The organism is Pseudomonas sp. DSP3-2-3, assembly GCF_049898225.1.
GTDB lineage: Bacteria > Pseudomonadota > Gammaproteobacteria > Pseudomonadales > Pseudomonadaceae > Aquipseudomonas.
Genome location: NZ_JAFCXH010000001.1, coordinates 351,693 through 368,777 on the forward strand (window position 1 = coordinate 351,693; position 17,085 = coordinate 368,777).

Below are 17,085 nucleotides of genomic sequence, written 5' to 3' on the forward strand. Positions count from 1 at the left end.
ACCCAACAAGCCTGACGGAGCACATTCGTGATCCTGAAGGTTATCGAGCACCTGCAGCTTGATTTAACAGCCAACATCACTGTGTGAGGAAAACTATGTCCATCAAAATCTACGGCGATCCAGGTTCGGGTAGCCTGCGTCGCGTCATTGCCGCTGCTGCGATCATGGGCGTCGATGTCGAACGTATGAATGTCGATCTGTTCAAGGGTGAAAGTCGTACCCCCGAGTTTCTGAAGCTGAACCCGCACGGCCTCACTCCCGTGCTTCAAGACGGCGATACCGTCCTCTGGGAAGCGTCAGCCATTAATTTGTACCTTGCCGAGAAAGCCAACTCCAACCTGCTTGGACGGACTCAGTCAGAGAAGCTGGAGGTCCTGCAATGGATGTTCTGGTCGGGTGAGCAATGGCGGATATTCTCCACTCTTCTTTTCAATGAGTGGGCGGGCGCAGCGTTCATGGGCAAGCCTGAGACCGAGGCGATCGTCCAGTTGGCGATGACCAATATTCGCAACGCTGCACACGTTCTGGATTCCCATCTCACGACCCGAAAATTCATCGTCGGTGATGCGTTGACCCTCGCAGACATTGATATCGCAGCACCTTTTTCGCAGTACAAGCGGACTGGAGCACCTTTCGAAGAGTTCCCGAACCTGGTCGCCTGGCAACAGCGTCTGCTCGATTCCGTCCCAGCATGGGCTGCTACTCGTGATGAGGTAGAAAAGCGGATGGTTGGAGTGCTCAGCACCGTAAGCTGATCGATGCACGGCTAAATCAGTCTGAAGACCACAGACCAGGACACGCTCGACACCGTGTTGTCATTGCTTTGCCGTAGACAAGCCCCCGGACTCTGGCAAGCCAGGGGGCTCTGTTTGACATAGCACCCGAGATGCGCATTCCTGACTCAACGCGGACAGTCAACCGCCTACGACGGCCGCAATCGGCCGATTCTGTTGAAAAAGTCGGAATTTCAGGCTGGCAGAGGTCGACGTTGGTCCTCACTTCAGAACCTGGTCACCACGTTGCGTGGTTTTTTGGTTCTGCGTTGATCGTTGCAGCTTGGTCGGCGGGTTGATTTGAGGGTTTTTGCTGATTCCGGGCGTACCTATCCCGTGGCCGGTGGGCCTTGTGAGGTCAGTTTCGCCAGTCGTCTTAGATTCTGTACCGCAGCCGCCAAGGTGAATTCGTCGTTCGCACCGGTCATTCCTCGTAGTCGCAACCGATCCAGTTTCAGGATTTGCTTGAGATGAGCGAACAACATTTCGACCTTCTTACGCTCATGGCGAGAGCACACGTATTGAGGTGTCTTGGCGATGCGCCGCGCAACTTCGCGCGCTCTCTCATGGATGCTACGGGCGATTTTTCGGAACGAGGTATTTGGGCAGCATTGCTCTTTCATTGAGCAAGTAGCGCAGTCGGTTTGCCGGGATCGAAAAATGATGGTGTCGGCTTTCGTGACATGTGAGCGCTGGTTCTTGAAGGCCCGCCACTCGCTACGCAACGCGTGTCCCGTAGGGCAACGATATTCCTGCGCCTCTTCATTCCATTGAAAATCGCTGATCGAGAGGCTGTCGTTCTTGCGCTCGGTTTTGTCCCAAACCGGCACATGTGGCTCGATGTCTTTTTCGTCCACCATCCAGGCCAACATCGGTGCGGTTCCATAAGCGGTATCGCCGATGAGCCGATCCGGCTTGATGTCGAACTGTTCTTCGACCCGCTCGATCATGGTCTTGGTGCCTCGACCTCGGCGGTTCGATGCGCTGGAGTCGGCTCCACGTCCATGATCACGCCATGTTCGACATCAATCAGATAGTTCGTCGAGTAAGCGAAGAACGCTGGACCTCCTGGCGCAGCGGTCCAACGTGCAAGTGGATCGGTCAGCGACAGACGCTTGGGCAGTGCTTCGGCCAAAGCTTCTTCATCCAGCGCTTCAAGGTACTCACGCACGGCGCGAGTACTGAGCGACGGATCGCGCCAGTTGATTTCATCATCGCTAGATACGCCGCGTTGCCGACTTGCATCAGCCTTGATAACGCTGGCGTCCACAGCAAAACCTTCGCCCTTCACCAGACCTGCGTCCATGCACCGACGCAGCACCTCGTTGAACAGCCAGCGAAACAGTGAGCTGTCGCGAAAACGACCGTGCCGATTCTTGGAAAACGTAGAGTGATTGGGGACTTCGTCTTCAAGACTCAAACGGCAGAACCAGCGATATGCCAGGTTCAAATGAGCCTCTTCGCACAACCGGCGTTCGGAGCGAATGCCGTAGCAGTAGCCCACCACCAACAGGCGAATCATCAGTTCGGGATCAATCGATGGGCGCCCGATTGGGCTATAAAAATCGGCGAGATAAAGGCGCAGATCGCTTAGATCCAGGCATCGATCAATGCTGCGCAGGAGGTGATTGGCTGGGATGTGATCTTCAATGTTGAACGAGTAAAACAGTCTCTCTTGTCCGCTCGACAATTGTCCCATCATGCTGCGAGTCCTCCCGCTGGCCGATGACCTGATTTTGCCGCAGGCCAGGCAGGAGATCTACTTTTTCAACAGAATCGGTCAATTGCAGCCATTCACAATACGCAGCAATCGTCTTACTCGACTTGGCCACGTCCTTCCTTGGATCTTTGGCGAAAAACAGCTTCTTAAAAGCTGTAGCGGGCAGTCAGTTTCAAATTACGTGGGTCGCCGTAGATGTCATACGGGCTATAGGCTCCATTGGCCACGCTGCTGTAGTAGGTACGGTCGAACAGGTTGTTTACGTTGAGCTGAAGATCGAGTTGCTCGCTGGCCTTGTAGCCAGCCACCAGACCCACCACCGTGTACGAGCCCTGCTGGTTTTTCCAGGCAGTGGCACCGGTGCCCCCCGAGGTACGGATGCGGCTCTGCTGGTAGAGATCACCGCCAATACGCCAGCGCTGCAGCTCATCGGGCAGGTTGTAGATCGTGGCCAGCTTGAACAGCTGACGCGGTTTCTTGCGGTCGAAGTCTTCGCCTTCCAGGGCTGTATTGGCGTCGCTGACGTATTGGGTCTGGGTGTAGGTGTATCCGGCAGCCAGTTGCCAGTTGTCGGTCAGGGCGCCCTGGATTTCCAGGTCAATGCCCTTGCTGCGCACCAAGCCGGCAGCCTCGTAGCACGCACTAGCGGCGCCTGAACCGCAACCTTTGGAATCAGGCAAATCCTGGGCGCGATTCTTCTGGTCGATCTGAAAAACAGCCATGCTGGCGTTCAGCGCGCCATCAAAGTATTCGCCTTTGATGCCTACTTCGTAGTTCTCACCCACTACCGGGGCGATGACTTTCCTGTCGAGGCCTTTGCTGGTCTGCGGCTTGAAGATATCGGTGTAGCTGACATAGACCGAGTGATTGTCGTCCAGGTCGTAGACCAGGCCGGCATAGCGGGTCAGATTGCGAGTGACCTTGAAGTTGGCTTCACTGCTTGCTTTGTCTTCGAATTCGTACCAGTCCAGACGTCCGCCGAGAATGAGCGACAGTGGCTCGCTCAAGCGCAGACGGGTGCTGGCATAGAAGCTGTCCTGAGTGGTGGTCTCGGGAAGGCCGTTATCGCCAGTGACGTAATACGGTTTGTCATGATCACGTGGATTCCACTCGAAAAGATTGATGCCAGCGTCGATGAAATCGCTCCAGGCGTCGCCGGAACGATAATCCAGCTCGCGCCTGCTTACGCCCAGCGTCAGGTCATGCTCTTGACCGAGCATCTGGAAGGGACCGCTGAGTGCCAGGTCGTAGCCTGTTTCCTTCTGCTCCATGGCTTCCGTCCACAGATAGTGGCTATCGTATGCCCATACCGATGAGGCCAGCACGTCGGTGTCGGTCTTCGTCTGCATCGCTGCCAGGCGCAGCGTCCAGTCGTTGGCGAAGCCGTGCTCCAGCGTCGCGAAATAACCCGTGGTGCGATTGTCCGAGTATTCCCAGTCATTCCCTAGGAAAGTGTCGCGTGGCAGCCCTAGATGGCCACCGCCACGGGCCATGGGCAAACCGCCCCAGATATAGTTGGTATGGTTCTTCTGCCGGTAGGCACCGAGGGTCAGGGTGGTGCTTTCGCTCAAGTCGACATCGACCACGCCATAGAACAGCTCAGCGTCGCTCTCCACCGAGTCCCGGAAGCTTTTGGCGTCCTGTCCCGAGATCACGGTACGGCCGCGCAGGGTGCCGTTTTCATTGAGCGGGCCTCCCACGTCCAGCGTGCTGCTGTAATCATCCCAACTACCAGCACTGCCGGTGAGCGTACCCTGGAATTTATGGGTCGGGCGCTTGCGCACTAGGTTGATGGCGCCAGCGGGGTTGCCGGCGCCCTGGGTCAGTCCGGCGGCGCCGCGAACGATCTCGACCCGGTCATACATGGCCAGGTTGGCTTCTCCGCTGGGCAGGTAGGTCAGGAAGCTGGTGGGGAAACCGTCGTACATGATGTTGTCGATGTCGAAACCGCGTGCGCTGAAAGTCGGCCGCCCAACCCCACCGGAGTTGTTGAGGAAAATTCCCGGCGCGCTTTTGGCGACATCGCTGATGCTGGTCATGGCCTTGTCGTCCATACGCTTACGCGTAATCACGCTGACCGACTGCGGCGTTTCGCGCAAGCTCAAGGGCAGCTTGGTGGCCGTCTGCATCGTCCCGGTGGTGTAGGAACCACTGTTCTCGGTCATTTCGCTCATCCCCTGGCCCATGATTGCGGTCTCCCCCAATTGCAGGATGCTGCTCGATTCGGGAGCCTTCTCCAACATAACAGTGCTCCCACCTGTAGACCGCCAGGTCAAGCCGCTGCCTGCCAACACTTCAGCCAGTGCGGCCTCTGCCTCTTTAGAACCGACTACTCCAGAGCTGTTCTTGCCTGATACCAAAGTGCCATCGAAAATCACCTGTAAACCGCTTTGAGCCGCAAGGCGGTTCAGCGCGCTCGCCAAGGGTTGCGGTGCGATGTTGAACTGGTGAGGATCGGCAGCCACCAGGTCGGATATCAGCACGCACAGCAGGGTAAGCGGGGCTACGGATAAAGATTTGATGCGCGAAACTGTAGACAGCGGATGGTGCATCGGTGATCTCCCTAAATACGAAGAATTATCATTCTAGGTAGGGAAGACGGGCGACACGCCAACAACCGTAAAAATAGTTAAGTCTTGGGTGAGACCACCAGTAGGTAGTTCGTGTAGCGCTCGATCTTGAGGGGAAAGACTTTCTCCAGCGTCACCAAGCCCTCGTCCAAGTGATCGAGTTGAAAGGTACCGCTGACCTTGAGTGCGCCCAGGCTCGTATCCCGTATCATTACAATTCCCGGACGATAGCGTTCGACCTGCTCAAGCACCTGCGAAAGCGGCGTCAGCTCAAATACCAAGCGGCCCTGCTCCCAAGCCAGCATCTTGTCTACATCCACACCCTGCGTCGCGCCTAGGCCGTCGGCACGCCCGCTAACGGTCTCGCCAGCGCCGAGCGTCACCGTTTCAGGTCCTTCGGTGACGGCCACACGTCCTCGACGCACCGTGACATCGACTTGTTCGCCTTCACGGCGCACCGCGTAGATCGTGCCCAGGGCAGTCGCGTTCAAGGTACCCGCCTGCACACTGAAGGGGCGCTGCGAGTCCGGCGTTACATTAAACAGGGCCTCACCCTTGCGCAGGGTAATGCGCCGCCCATCGGCAGTGAGATTCACATCAACGGCGCTGTGGGCATTCAAGGTGATGTGAGAACCATCAGCAAGGACGATCTGTCGACGCTCACCGGTGCCAGTGTAATAGTCCGCATCCAATGCCATTCGGTGCACCCATGCCAAGCCGAGCCCGAGCACCAACGACGCCGCGATGCCCATCGTCCAAATTCGACGTGAAGGCGGCCGTGCGGAGGCACGAGGCTCAGCCAGATGCCCACTTAAACACCACACCCGCCGCGCTTCGACAAAAGCCCGCTGATGCTCCGGTGTCTGCTCGCACCAAGCCCGCGCCGCAACCCGATCAGATGGCAGCGCCGAGCCCGAGGTGAGGCGAATCACCCAAGCGTGGGCAGTGCGCTGAACCTCGCTAAAGGACTGGGTAGTATCGGGTTGATCGTGCATACCGGCTATCGTTGCAGGCATTGGCTGAGAAAGTCGAGCGCAATAGCTAATTGTTTTTCCACCGTACTTATCGATACCTGCAGTTGCAAGGCCACTTCTTTGTGGGGAAGGTTTCGCAGCCGACACAGCGTAAATATCTGCTGGCACTGGGCGGGTAAACGGTGCAAGGCGTGGGCCATTGCCGCGAGATCTTGTTGCCCGACCACGATATCGAACAGCGCCGGTCTTTCGCCCGTCACCTCGTAAAGGTAGGCGATACCTTCGTCGAGGTACTCTCGTGTTTGCCTGCTGCGCGCATGATCAATTGCCAAGTTCCGGGCAATTTTAAAGATAAAGCCGCGTAGATTGAGCACAGGTTTACGTGGCGGCTGGCGTAGCAGGCGTAGGTAGGTTTCCTGCGCCAGATCGGCAGCGGCTTCAGGATTGCGCAACTGGCGATTAAGAAACGAACGCAACTCGGTGGCATGGGCCCGGAAGGCCACCTCAAGCTCTTCGGTGGTCATGCTCGACATTTACAGAGATCACGCAGCGGGAAGCGCCACATTTTAATGATAACGCGTCGTATTAACAATGTTTTTGGAGCTGCCATTTTGAACGACCTGCAAATGAGAGTGGCTGCTGCTGGCCGCTTTCTGCCTGTAACGCAAGGCAGCTATCAACTCAAAGCCGACTGTCTTCCTTCGGTCAGACTGGCTCATCTGAGCCGAACTGAATACACGCATTGACATATCGGTAAATCTCGATATGATCTGGCTTATGGAATTGATCGAAATATTCAAAGCTCTCTCAAACCCTACACGCCTTGAAATCTTGAAAGGTTTGAAGGATCCCGCAAAGAACTTCCCTGCGCAGGATGAAGGTGACGTTCTCACGGTGGGCGTCTGCGTCAGTAGTATTCAAGAAGGTATCGGACTGTCGCAGTCAACGGTGTCTGGCTATCTTGCGACTTTGCAACGAGTGGGTTTGGTCGAAGTCAGACGCATCGGTCAGTGGACTTACTACAAGCGCAATGAAGCAACCATCAGTGCTCTTGCCCAGATCATAGGGAAAGAGCTGTAGTTTTATTTACCGCAGGATATCTAGATATCTCGATATCCCTATTTATGGATACGAGGATTTACAATGAAAGCGATGGTAGTTAAGTCATTTGGTGGCCCGGAATCGTTCGAACTTTGCGATGTGCCCAAGCCTGTGCCGGGCACGGGGCAAGTCTTGGTCCGGGTGTACGCAACCTCCATCAATCCATTGGATTACCAAGTCCGCCGCGGCGACTATCCCGAACTGGTGCAACTGCCGGCCATTACCGGCCACGATGTCTCGGGCGTTGTCGAAGAAGTCGGGCAGGGTGTGACGACCTTCGCATCTGGAGACGAAGTCTGGTACACCCCGCAAATATTTGACGGGCCAGGAAGTTATGCCGAGTACCACGTTGCTGCCGAAAGCATCATCGGCAAGAAGCCTCCTTCGCTAACCCATCTTGAGGCGGCAAGTCTGAGTCTGGTTGGCGGGACGGTATGGGAAGCACTGATTGTGCGTGCGACGCTCAGGGTGGGGGAAAGCATTCTGATACACGGCGGCGCGGGAGGAGTGGGGCATGTTGCGATCCAGTTGGCAAAAGCCATGGGAGCAAGAGTTTTCACGACCGTGCGCGAGGCAAACGCTGAGTTCGCACGAAGTATGGGGGCCGATGTGGTCATAGATTACGAAAAGGAGGATTACGTCGACGCCATCATTCGGGAAACGGGTGGCCGCGGAGTTGATGTTGTGTTCGACGCTATCGGCGGCAATACATTGTCGCGCAGCCCTGACGCGCTTGCACAGCTTGGCCGCGTGGTCTCGATCGTGGACATTGCACAGCCACAAAACGTAGTTCAGGCCTGGGGCAAGAACGCGAGTTATCACTTCGTTTTCACAAGACAGAACCGCGGCAAGCTCGATGAGCTGAGCGCATTGGTAGCGCGAGGGCAACTGCGACCACACGTTGGCGCCGTCTATTCGCTTGCCGATATTCCGCTCGCCCATGCTCGGCTGGAGAGTCGCAACAACGGTGTTCAAGGGAAAATCGCGATTGCAGTCGAGCCATCGCTCATATCGTAAGTGCTTACTTTTAAACGTTTAGTTCATTTCGAGGAATGCCATGATTTATGAAATTGCTTTGCTCCCCGTTCACAAAGAATGCATCGAGATGTTCAGAAGTGCATTTGCCGAGGTCGCTCCTTTGCTCACCCGTGCAGAGGGTTATTGCGGCCACCTACTAGCGCAAGGGATAGAAACTCCTGAGCAATTCAACTTGATCGTGCGATGGCAATCACTCGAGGATCACACGCCGGGCTTCGAAGAGAGTGAAGACCATCGGACGTTTATGATGGGCTTAGAGGACTACTTTTCGGAAGAACCGAGGGTCTATCATATCGAGGGGGCAGCTTTTTCTCCTGGCGAATATGATGATTCGAGCACCCCGTTAGCATAGGAATCTAGTGTCTTGAGAGTTTTGTGGCTTCAAGCAGTTAGCGGTGGTCGCAAATATGCGGGCCAGTAGTGGCTAATATGTAATGGTCGCGATTTGAGCTGACAGTGAGCTCAACAGATTCACATTCTTCTTGGCCTGCATTGCTTCCCCGGTGGCCGGCTGTGCCGAAGAGATCCTGCGGATTGAAGTGCTGCACCATCGAGATGGCCACGTGAGGATTTTTAAGGCGCTGGATACTCAACTACTTGAGCTTTGAAGCGGTTCGATCTCTAGTGCAAGCCTTCTTTGGGAGACGAAGAATCTGCTCGATGTCCGCTTCAGCCGATTGCTGCCGTTCCTAAAAGGCTGCTATCTACCCAAATCAGTCATGGGGCAGGCTCGGGGATAAGGTAGAGGCGGCCCCCGCAAAGTGTGGATACTTTCCGAAGTACTCGATCAGGAGTTCGGTGAGGACACGGATCTTTCGTGCTGGATGCTGACCGGGAGGGCGGACCAAATACGCGCCTGCGGGTGGCGGTGGGTAACTCGTCATGATGGGCACCAGTGCCTTCGAGGCGAGGCTGTCATGGGTGAGGCTATCGGGCAGGTAAGCGACCCCCAGCCCTGCTACGGCGGCGGCGACAAGCGCGACGCCGTTGTCGGCCTTGAATCGCCCCTGAGGACGAACCGAAATAACCTCGCCGCCATTCATAAACTGCCAGGCCTCAGTACTCTGCATCAGGGCTTGATGGGAGGCCAGTTCCTCCGGCCGTTGCGGTGAGCCATAGACCTTGATATAGCCTGGGCTCGCGACCAGCTGGACTACGACCGGGCCTACACATCTGCCGATAAGGTTTGAGTCAGGCAGGTATCCAACCCGTATGCCACAGTCATATCCCTCGGCAATCAGATCTACAAAGCGATCGCTGTAGCAGGTCTGGACAGTGAGCAGTGGGTGTCGGCGCGCCATCTCTGCTACCACCGGGGCGAAATGCGTCGGTCCGAAAGACAGCGGTGCGGCAACGCGCAGACGTCCACGCAGGGGCCCCGCGGGCAGAATTGCTTCCCGTGCTAATTCAATCTCGGCACACACCTTAGCAGCATGTTCGCGGAACGTAGCACCGGCTTCTGTCAGCGCTGCTCCACGGGTGGACCGTGTCAGCAGCTGCACTCCAAGCTCCGTTTCCAGGCGCGCCAGCCTGCGACTGACGATCGACTTGGATACGCCAAGCCGAAGCGCAGCAGGCGAAACACCTCCGGCATTGGCAACCTCAACAAATGTCTGTAGCTCTTCGATATCCAACTTGGCGTTCCCTTTATCGCGACACAGCTAGTCGAGCGATGCTACTACCGGTTCGCCTAGGGGAACAGCAATATGCCGCTCACAGGCAACGACGCCGCTGACGCATGGCTTGTTAACGGCCCGCCCCTTACTCGCAGCAGTGTCAGGTTCGTGATCGTCGCCTGAGCGAGTGCGATATCCATCCCAGCGCACGCGTGGATCACATCCATAACGAGGACTTGCTATGACGAGCGAAACGATCCGTAACCCCCACACCGACCAACTCCTGACGCCCGATAACTCGGCGTTTATCATCATCGACTACCAGCCGGTCCAGGTCTCCTCGATCCGCTCGATGCCGCGCGAGGAGCTGGTGTTCAACATCACAAGCGTCGCCAAAGCGGCGGTTAACTTCAATCTCCCCATCATCCACTCGACCGTCAACGTCGGCACCGGTCGCAACAAGCCGCCTATTGAGCAACTGCAAGACGTGCTCGGCCACTTGCCTACCTACGACCGCACCTCCATCAATAGCTGGGAGGACAGCGAATTCAAGCAGGCGGTTAAAGCTTGCGGGCGCCGCAAACTGATCATGACCGCGCTGTGGACCGAAGCCTGCTTGGCCTTCCCGGTACTCGACGCGATCCAAGAAGGCTATGAGGTCTATATTCCGGTCGATGCGGTCGGTGGAACCTCCGTTGCCGCGCACGAAGCAGCATTGCGCCGCATGGAGCAGGCGGGTGCGAAGCTGATCAGCCGCGTACAGATGTACTGCGAACTGCAGCGCGACTGGGCGCGTGAAGCCAGCGTTCCGGGTTTCATGGGCGTGTTCGATAACTTCGACGGCTTCAACGCCGAAAAAACGTTATCTAAATAGGAAAAGAGGCCCCGGCCTCGCTAACGAATGAAGGTGACAGTCAATGCGACCGTCACCGTCATTGCAGCAAGGCGTGCGCTTTCCAGCCTTGGGCTTGTATACCTGGCGAGTTCGAGCTGGGCGAGATAGCCACCGAGGGATACTAGAGCGACTAACCATTTTTGGCCGATGCTGTTGAAAAAGTCGGTTCTTCCAGACTGCCCGAATACTGACCGCTGAAAACGCCTTTTTTGCGCGCCGCTACGCGAAATCTGAGCCCGGAATCCTCTGCTCAATGTAAAGATTTCAATCTCAAACGCGTACTTTTCTACCGTGGAAACCATGGCCGACTTTTTCAACAGAATCGGCCAAAAGCGATCGTTGATCCGACGACCACCCGACGAAGTAATGTTTTTCCGTAAGCGCATCGCGAGCACGGCTTACCAGCAGCCGCAGTGAGACTAATGACTAGATCCTATGGCCCCCACTCAAGCAGCTAATCAAAATAGGGTTCCAGGACATCCTCAATCCAGGCCATGAAGGCTCGGACGCGCCGGGAAAGATTACGCCGATGCGCGACTACGAGTGACGCAGCGAGGGGCTCGGGTCGTAGATCGGGCAGAATTTCCACCAAATCGCCTTTTTTGATGTGGTTCGCGAGCGCCAGATACCCAGCCTGGATCAGTCCGATTCCCGCCAGCCCCGCAGCATGATAGGTCTGCACATTATTGACCTGCACAGCGCTTGGCAGAGCAACAGATGCATAACCATCACCCTCCGGATATTCCCATCCAGCTAGTCGGGTGCCAAGTGTTGGCGCGTAATGAACCATCTGATGACCTTGGCTGAGCAGATCGTTAAGTGTTTTCGGTATGCCGCACTGCGCTAAATAGTCGGGGCTCGCCGCGTTAATCATGCGCAACTTGCCAAGCGAGTGGGCAATAAGCGTGTCGTCCATGATCGGCCCGAGACGAATCACGCAATCGAACCCTTCCTGAACAAGATCGACCCGACGATCTGTGCTTGATAGTTCCAGCTCCAGATTCGGATTGGCCTTAAGGAGTTGCGGCAGAGCGGGAATCACGACGGTCTTTGCCAACTCAGTCGGCATATCAACACGCAGTCTCCCCCTCAAAGGTGCGCTGTTGTTCATGAACATTGAGTGCACGTCTTGAGCTTCAGCGAGCAGATCGAGTGCACGCGAATAGAAAGCGCGTCCGTCCTCAGTCAGTTGCACGCTGCGCGTCGTCCTGTGCAGGAGGGTAGCGCCCACCTCTTGCTCAAGCACGCGAATCACCGTCGACACTCGCCCTTTTTGAATCCCCAGGCTTTCAGCGGCACGCGTGAAACTCATCATTTCCGCAACGCGGGCAAAAATCAAAAGGGCCTGGAGATTTGGCATTGTTCACCATATAGATAACAGAGCGTTCAGAATTGCATAGTTTATAGCGCGTTTGGTACTCAGTAGAGTAGCTCCCATGTCGTCCGGAACTGATCACACAAGGGAGCACTCATGAACTCAACTTCTATGCCTATCCAAACTGTCATCGTTTTTCACTCCGGCTATGGCCACACAGCGCGCATGGCGGCCGCAGTCGCCGAAGGCGCAGGAACCTGTGCTGTATTGGTTGCAATCGACCCCGAGGGCAATATTTCCGATGATGCCTGGCAAACCCTCGCTGACGCAGATGCAATCGTCTTCGGCTCGCCGACATACATGGGCGGCCCTAGCTGGCAGTTTAAGAAATTCGCGGATGCCTCTTCCAAACCCTGGTTCGGAGGCGCATGGCAAAACAAAATTTTTGGCGGCTTTACCAACAGCGCGAGCATCAACGGCGACAAACTCAACACTCTTGAGTATTTCTTCCTGCTATCTGGGCAGCACGCCGGAATCTGGGTCGGCCTTGATATCAAGCCAGCGAACGTCAAGGCGTCGCAACGCGACGATTTGAACCGCATGGGCTCCTATATCGCGCCCATGGCGCAGACACCTGCCGATGCTTCTCCGGAAGAGATGTCCCAAGGGGATCTGGACACAGCACGTCTGTACGGTGCGCGCATCGCACTCATTGCCGGCCAGTTCCGGTCCGGGAAATCGCAAGCCATCTGAAATCCACTCGCGCCGACGATGTCGGCCCGGTGCTGTGCCAAGTTTCGTCCATCGAATCTCGAAGGAGCAGTCATGAAATACAACCGACTTGGCCGTACGGGCCTGTATGTATCCGAGTTGTGCCTCGGCACGATGACGCTGGGGGGCAACGCGGACGCGGGTATGTGGGCTGCAATCGGAGCGGTTGATCAGGGCGAAGCTAACCGTTTGATCGCCCACGCTCTGGCGCAAGGAATCAATTTCATCGACACCGCCGACATTTATTCTTTCGGCCAGTCTGAGCGCATCCTTGGCCAGGCATTGAAAGACATCGGCGTACCACGCAGCGAGGTCGTGCTGGCGACCAAAACAGGTGGCGTAGCTAGCTCGAAACCCAACGATCAAGGGGCATCACGCGGTCATATCATGGATTCTGTGCAACGTAGCCTGGAACGCCTTCAGGTCGATCATATCGACCTTTATCAGATCCACGCCAGCGATCCTGTGACCCCAATTGAAGAAACGCTGCGGGCATTGGATGACCTGACGCGCCAAGGGCTGGTCCGTTATGTCGGTGTTTCGAATTGGCACGCGGGCAAGATCGGCAAAGCGCTAGGGCTGAGCGCAGCACTCAATGCCACGCGCTTTGAGACACTCCAGGCCTATTACTCGATTGCCGGACGTGACGTGGAGCGCGAATTGGTGCCACTCGTTATCGAAGAGGAGATGGGGTTACTCGTCTGGTCGCCTCTCGCGGGTGGATTGCTCTCGGGGAAGTTCGGTCCCGGAGCATCGACCGAAGAAGGTTCGAGGCGCAGTCATTTCGACTTTCCACCCGTTGATTTGAATCAGGCCTGGCCCTGCGTCGCAGAAATGCGCGCCATTGGCGACGCGCGCGGTATCTCCGTCGCTAGAGTGGCGCTCGCCTGGTTACTCGCCAAACCCCATGTTACCAGCGTCATCATTGGTGCCAAAAGGATTGACCAACTCGCAGATAACCTGGGTGCGGTCAATGTCGTTCTTACCGACGAGGAGCTGGCGCGTCTCGATGCGTTGAGTGCTTTGCCCCCTCACTATCCGGGTTGGATGGTTGCTCACCAAGATGCCAGCAGACACCCAGTACCTTTCACGCCAGCGGCGTCGAAGTAAAGCATGTGCCACATATCAATACCTGTGCCGCAGGCGGCTGTAATAACCGCTCTGCGTTGAGTTGAACATACCCAATGAAGAGAGACAGGCATGCCAAAAGGATATCTGATCGGGCACGTGAGCATTTCGGATGCCGCTGCCTACGCCGCCTATGCAAAAGCCGCAGGCGAAGCAATGCGACCTTTCAATCCGACGGTCATTGCCGGGGGACAATATGAAAACCTTGAAGGTGAAGCCCATGAACGGCATGTGATATTCGAGTTCGACTCGTTTGCTGACGCCAAGCGTTTCTATCAAAGCCCGGAATACCAAGCGGCAAAGGCGCTACGCGTTGATGCTGCGACTGGAACGTTTGTCATTCTCGAAGGGGCTTTTTGACTTCGTCCAACAGGCGCACCGAAAAGCGCAAACATCAAGGTTAGCAACGATCTGTTACTGGCGTTCAAGAGTATTAAAGTGCTGAATCTTCTCGACAGCCCCTTTATAGCTAAGGTTTCCATGGCCTCGGCGCCGCTTTGCCCCCTGATTCTGCCGAGGTCATTTTTTATCCCTGCTTACACCGATACCTGAGAGTTCGCGGCGTGGAAACTTATCCGTGTCCCAGGGACACCTGTGCGTGGACATGTATAGGCGTCAGTAAGCTCGCCAGGCCGGGACTGCTTGTGGAGATCAAGTGCATTGCAGTGCAGCGATAGGTTTTGAGATTAGCCTCCTATGGAAGGTGGGTCCTGCAGAGGGTCCAATCGCGCTGCATAGCATCGACTACTGCGTCGTATTGTTATCCCAAGGGCCGCACGGTGGGGCTTGATCAGGCCAGTCGCTCCCACGTCTGAACCAGACCGACAAGATGGGCGAGACCAAAACCTATGCAGACTGCCGAGCTGATCACAATGAATCGGGTGCTTCTGCCGGTGTTTTTCAAGAGCACAGGCCCGGCGAAACCGCGTAGCAGGTAAATGAGTGTGATAACACTCAGCGCTGGGCGCAGCAGCGGTAACGGGCTGATGACTGCCGCGCCAGACAAGGCGTAGACCGCCCAGACCATCAGGACCAGCGCGATTGCAATCGTGATTATTGCCGGAAATGCTCTACCCGCCTCCGCTGCGCGAATGAAGCGTTTTCCCGCGCCGGCAAGCCGGTATCCGGCAGGCCCCGCAATGACAACCCCTACATGTAAAACGGCAGCCCCGGCGCTAAACGCTGCACTGACGATCAGTGCCAGATTGTATTCATCAGCCACGTATTTCTCCTTCCCTGGATACCCGATACCGGTGCGCCCCGGAAGCGACTCGCATCGCCATTTACCCGGGATTGTAGACATCCTCGGCTAATGAGCAGCCAGGCCCTAAACTTTTATTGCGCCTCGCAGCTGCAATGTCCTGATAGGCGAAACCGCTCCAGCGGGAAAAAATCGGGTTTCACGGGAGGTGCGTTGAATAACATAGGTGAGATTTCAGCGTCAGCCATCAACCCATCAACCCATCAAACAATTACGGCCAGCTGCCTTCGCTCTATACAGGGCCTGGTCTGCGGCTTCGATCAATTCCAGTTGTCGGCCCAGGAGCTGTGTTCCCGGCCTGACCGCTACACCAATACTGGCCGTAATCCTTTCGAACTGGCTTTTAGCATGTGGGATGTTTAGTGCCATAAGAGTCTGCAGAATATGCTCTGCAACAGTAATGGCGCCTGAAAGATCAGTGTTTGGCAGGATGACAGCCAGTTCTTCGCCGCCATAACGCGCGACGAAATCCGAAGGACGCTTCAGGCAACATCTGATTGCCTGGCTTACCGCCTTGATGCACTCATCACCGGCGACATGCCCATAGGTATCATTGAAAAGTTTGAAATGATCGATATCAATCATCAAAAGCGCAAGCATACTTGCGTGACGGTGAGCGCGACTGGTTTCGGAGGTCAGCGTTTCGTCAAAGGTTCTGCGGTTGGCGATGCCTGTCAGTTGATCGCTGGAAGCAAGCACTTTAAGTTGTTCGTTGATTTCAAGAAGCGCCTCACGGGCATCTGTCAAATCAGCTTCAGCTTCGATCCTGCGTTTAATATCTTTAATCAAGAGCCAACCGATGCCGCTTACAGTAAACAGCAAGCCCAAAACCACTCCAGCTGAAAGTACAGACTCGCTCCGCCATGCGGTCAGTGCCTCGCTCTTTCCGATTGCCACAGTCGTCACCAGCGGTAGGCTCTCATTTCGACGGAATGCATAGAGTCGCTCTACGCCATCGAGGCTGGAGACATAAGATGCAGTTCCGACTGAACGATCAACCAGGTACTGCGTATAAATCGGCGAGGAGGAGAAGTTTCGCTCCATGTCCTGCTCTCTAAATGGATAACGCACCAGCATCTGACCATCCGTATACGTCAACCCGATGGCACCGTCCTGTCCTACATCGATTTTTCCGAATAAATCCAGGAAGTTCCTGATCCCCAAAGTGACCGCCACTACGCCTGCAAACTGACCTTGTCGATTGTCAATGCGTCTGCTGACAGTAATTACCCAGTTGTGCGTAGAGCGACTGCGAATGGGCGGACCGATAAAAGCCTCCCTTGAAGGGTCGTTTTGATGATGGATGAAAAACGCCCGATCACCGCTATTGGCAAACGGTCCCTTTATTTCACCGCTGGATGCCATCAGCCATTCGCCCTTCTGGCCGTAAATGGTGATGCCATTAACTTGGGCTAGCAGATATTGTTGTTCGCCGACCAACTTGCGAATGCGTTCGATTTGCGCCACGTCAATCTTTTCGTTCTCCAGACGCTCGACCAAGCCAAGCAATAACATGGAACTCTGTTTGATGACGCTCTCTGAGTAGGTATCCAACGCCTGGGTCAGGTTAAGGCTATTGAGTTTGACCTCATCAAGCGCGCGTTCCCTGGACGCCCATACCGTCCACGCCGTCAGTAACGCCAAGGAGAAACAGACAACAAAAACAAGAATGACAGCAAGACGAATACCGCTTTTCAAGTGCGCACCTAACGGAAAGTTCTACATCCAAGTTGAACCGAGCCCGGTACCCAACCGCAGCCAGATGAGCGCGCGAGCATACTACGTTGTTTATTGCGGCCCAAGCATACATGGGTTACCTACGTCGGTTGCGACTGTGGTCGACTCAGTTCGATGGCGGTACAGGTCCGCAAGCACGACACTTCTTACTGCACCACGGCGAAAACGCGGGCTGCCTCCCCCATG

16 protein-coding genes and 2 pseudogenes are annotated in these 17,085 nt (G+C 55.7%); 9 read left to right on the top strand and 9 right to left on the bottom strand.

Going from position 1 to position 17,085, the window contains the following annotated elements; translation table 11 throughout:
- Positions 1-95 precede the first annotated feature (95 nt).
- Positions 96-755 (top strand): glutathione S-transferase family protein, encoded by a 660-nt coding sequence (locus ACP7E4_RS01655; RefSeq protein WP_426111053.1) that lies wholly within the window; start codon positions 96-98, stop codon positions 753-755.
- A 347-nt stretch (positions 756-1,102) separates the two neighbouring features.
- On the opposite strand, the pseudogene ACP7E4_RS01660 reads toward ACP7E4_RS01655, so the two are convergent.
- From ACP7E4_RS01660 to ACP7E4_RS01675, 4 genes and pseudogenes are all read right to left on the bottom strand, one after another.
- A pseudogene (locus ACP7E4_RS01660) lies at positions 1,103-2,475 on the bottom strand (IS1182 family transposase).
- 164 nt (positions 2,476-2,639) lie between these two features.
- Positions 2,640-5,045, bottom strand: a complete 2,406-nt coding sequence (locus ACP7E4_RS01665) for a TonB-dependent siderophore receptor (RefSeq protein ID WP_426111055.1) — start codon at positions 5,043-5,045, stop codon at positions 2,640-2,642.
- Positions 5,046-5,122: 77 nt separating this feature from the next.
- Complete coding sequence (locus ACP7E4_RS01670; protein WP_426111057.1) at positions 5,123-6,058, bottom strand: FecR family protein; 936 nt, start codon at positions 6,056-6,058, stop codon at positions 5,123-5,125.
- A 5-nt stretch (positions 6,059-6,063) separates the two neighbouring features.
- Positions 6,064-6,561, bottom strand: coding sequence for an RNA polymerase sigma factor (locus tag ACP7E4_RS01675; protein WP_426111059.1), 498 nt, complete (start codon positions 6,559-6,561; stop codon positions 6,064-6,066).
- Positions 6,562-6,814: 253 nt separating this feature from the next.
- Here ACP7E4_RS01675 and ACP7E4_RS01680 point away from each other — a divergent pair, with 253 nt between their 5' ends.
- The 3 genes from ACP7E4_RS01680 to ACP7E4_RS01690 all read left to right on the top strand — a co-directional run bounded on the left by ACP7E4_RS01680 (position 6,815) and on the right by ACP7E4_RS01690 (position 8,528).
- Positions 6,815-7,117, top strand: coding sequence for an ArsR/SmtB family transcription factor (locus tag ACP7E4_RS01680; protein WP_426111061.1), 303 nt, complete (start codon positions 6,815-6,817; stop codon positions 7,115-7,117).
- Between the two features lie 63 nt (positions 7,118-7,180).
- On the top strand, positions 7,181-8,155 hold the full coding sequence (locus tag ACP7E4_RS01685; RefSeq protein ID WP_426111063.1) for a zinc-dependent alcohol dehydrogenase family protein: 975 nt from the start codon (positions 7,181-7,183) through the stop codon (positions 8,153-8,155).
- Positions 8,156-8,195: 40 nt separating this feature from the next.
- Complete coding sequence (locus ACP7E4_RS01690) at positions 8,196-8,528, top strand: antibiotic biosynthesis monooxygenase family protein (protein ID WP_426111065.1); 333 nt, start codon at positions 8,196-8,198, stop codon at positions 8,526-8,528.
- Positions 8,529-8,889: 361 nt separating this feature from the next.
- Here the strand turns inward: ACP7E4_RS01690 and ACP7E4_RS01695 are convergent, their stop codons facing one another.
- Positions 8,890-9,810, bottom strand: coding sequence for a LysR family transcriptional regulator (locus ACP7E4_RS01695; RefSeq protein WP_426111067.1), 921 nt, complete (start codon positions 9,808-9,810; stop codon positions 8,890-8,892).
- Between the two features lie 223 nt (positions 9,811-10,033).
- Here ACP7E4_RS01695 and ACP7E4_RS01700 point away from each other — a divergent pair, with 223 nt between their 5' ends.
- Positions 10,034-10,666: a hydrolase gene (locus tag ACP7E4_RS01700; protein ID WP_426111069.1), complete on the top strand. Its 633-nt coding sequence runs from the start codon at positions 10,034-10,036 to the stop codon at positions 10,664-10,666.
- A 20-nt stretch (positions 10,667-10,686) separates the two neighbouring features.
- Here ACP7E4_RS01700 and ACP7E4_RS01705 read toward each other — a convergent pair whose 3' ends face one another.
- Positions 10,687-11,082 carry a hypothetical protein gene (locus ACP7E4_RS01705; RefSeq protein ID WP_426111071.1) on the bottom strand — a complete coding sequence of 132 codons (396 nt, stop codon included), beginning with the start codon at positions 11,080-11,082 and terminating at the stop codon, positions 10,687-10,689.
- A 59-nt stretch (positions 11,083-11,141) separates the two neighbouring features.
- Positions 11,142-12,047 carry a LysR family transcriptional regulator gene (locus tag ACP7E4_RS01710; protein ID WP_426111073.1) on the bottom strand — a complete coding sequence of 302 codons (906 nt, stop codon included), beginning with the start codon at positions 12,045-12,047 and terminating at the stop codon, positions 11,142-11,144.
- 111 nt (positions 12,048-12,158) lie between these two features.
- Between ACP7E4_RS01710 and ACP7E4_RS01715 the strand changes: the two genes are divergently transcribed.
- From ACP7E4_RS01715 to ACP7E4_RS01730, 4 genes and pseudogenes are all read left to right on the top strand, one after another.
- The gene (locus ACP7E4_RS01715; protein WP_426111075.1) at positions 12,159-12,755 is read left to right on the top strand and encodes a flavodoxin family protein; all 597 of its coding nucleotides are present in this window, start codon (positions 12,159-12,161) and stop codon (positions 12,753-12,755) included.
- Between the two features lie 72 nt (positions 12,756-12,827).
- Entirely contained in the window at positions 12,828-13,883 is a 1,056-nt protein-coding gene (locus tag ACP7E4_RS01720; RefSeq protein WP_426111077.1) for an aldo/keto reductase, read from the top strand.
- Between the two features lie 90 nt (positions 13,884-13,973).
- Positions 13,974-14,261 carry a DUF1330 domain-containing protein gene (locus ACP7E4_RS01725; protein ID WP_426111079.1) on the top strand — a complete coding sequence of 96 codons (288 nt, stop codon included), beginning with the start codon at positions 13,974-13,976 and terminating at the stop codon, positions 14,259-14,261.
- Between the two features lie 221 nt (positions 14,262-14,482).
- Positions 14,483-14,578 (top strand): annotated as a pseudogene (locus tag ACP7E4_RS01730) (RidA family protein); the annotation flags it as partial.
- Between the two features lie 113 nt (positions 14,579-14,691).
- Here ACP7E4_RS01730 and ACP7E4_RS01735 read toward each other — a convergent pair.
- A complete protein-coding gene (locus ACP7E4_RS01735; protein WP_426111081.1) occupies positions 14,692-15,123 on the bottom strand; it encodes a hypothetical protein in 432 nt (143 codons plus the stop codon).
- Positions 15,124-15,357: 234 nt separating this feature from the next.
- Positions 15,358-16,860, bottom strand: a complete 1,503-nt coding sequence (locus tag ACP7E4_RS01740) for a sensor domain-containing diguanylate cyclase (protein ID WP_426111083.1) — start codon at positions 16,858-16,860, stop codon at positions 15,358-15,360.
- Between the last annotated feature and the right edge of the window lie 225 nt (positions 16,861-17,085).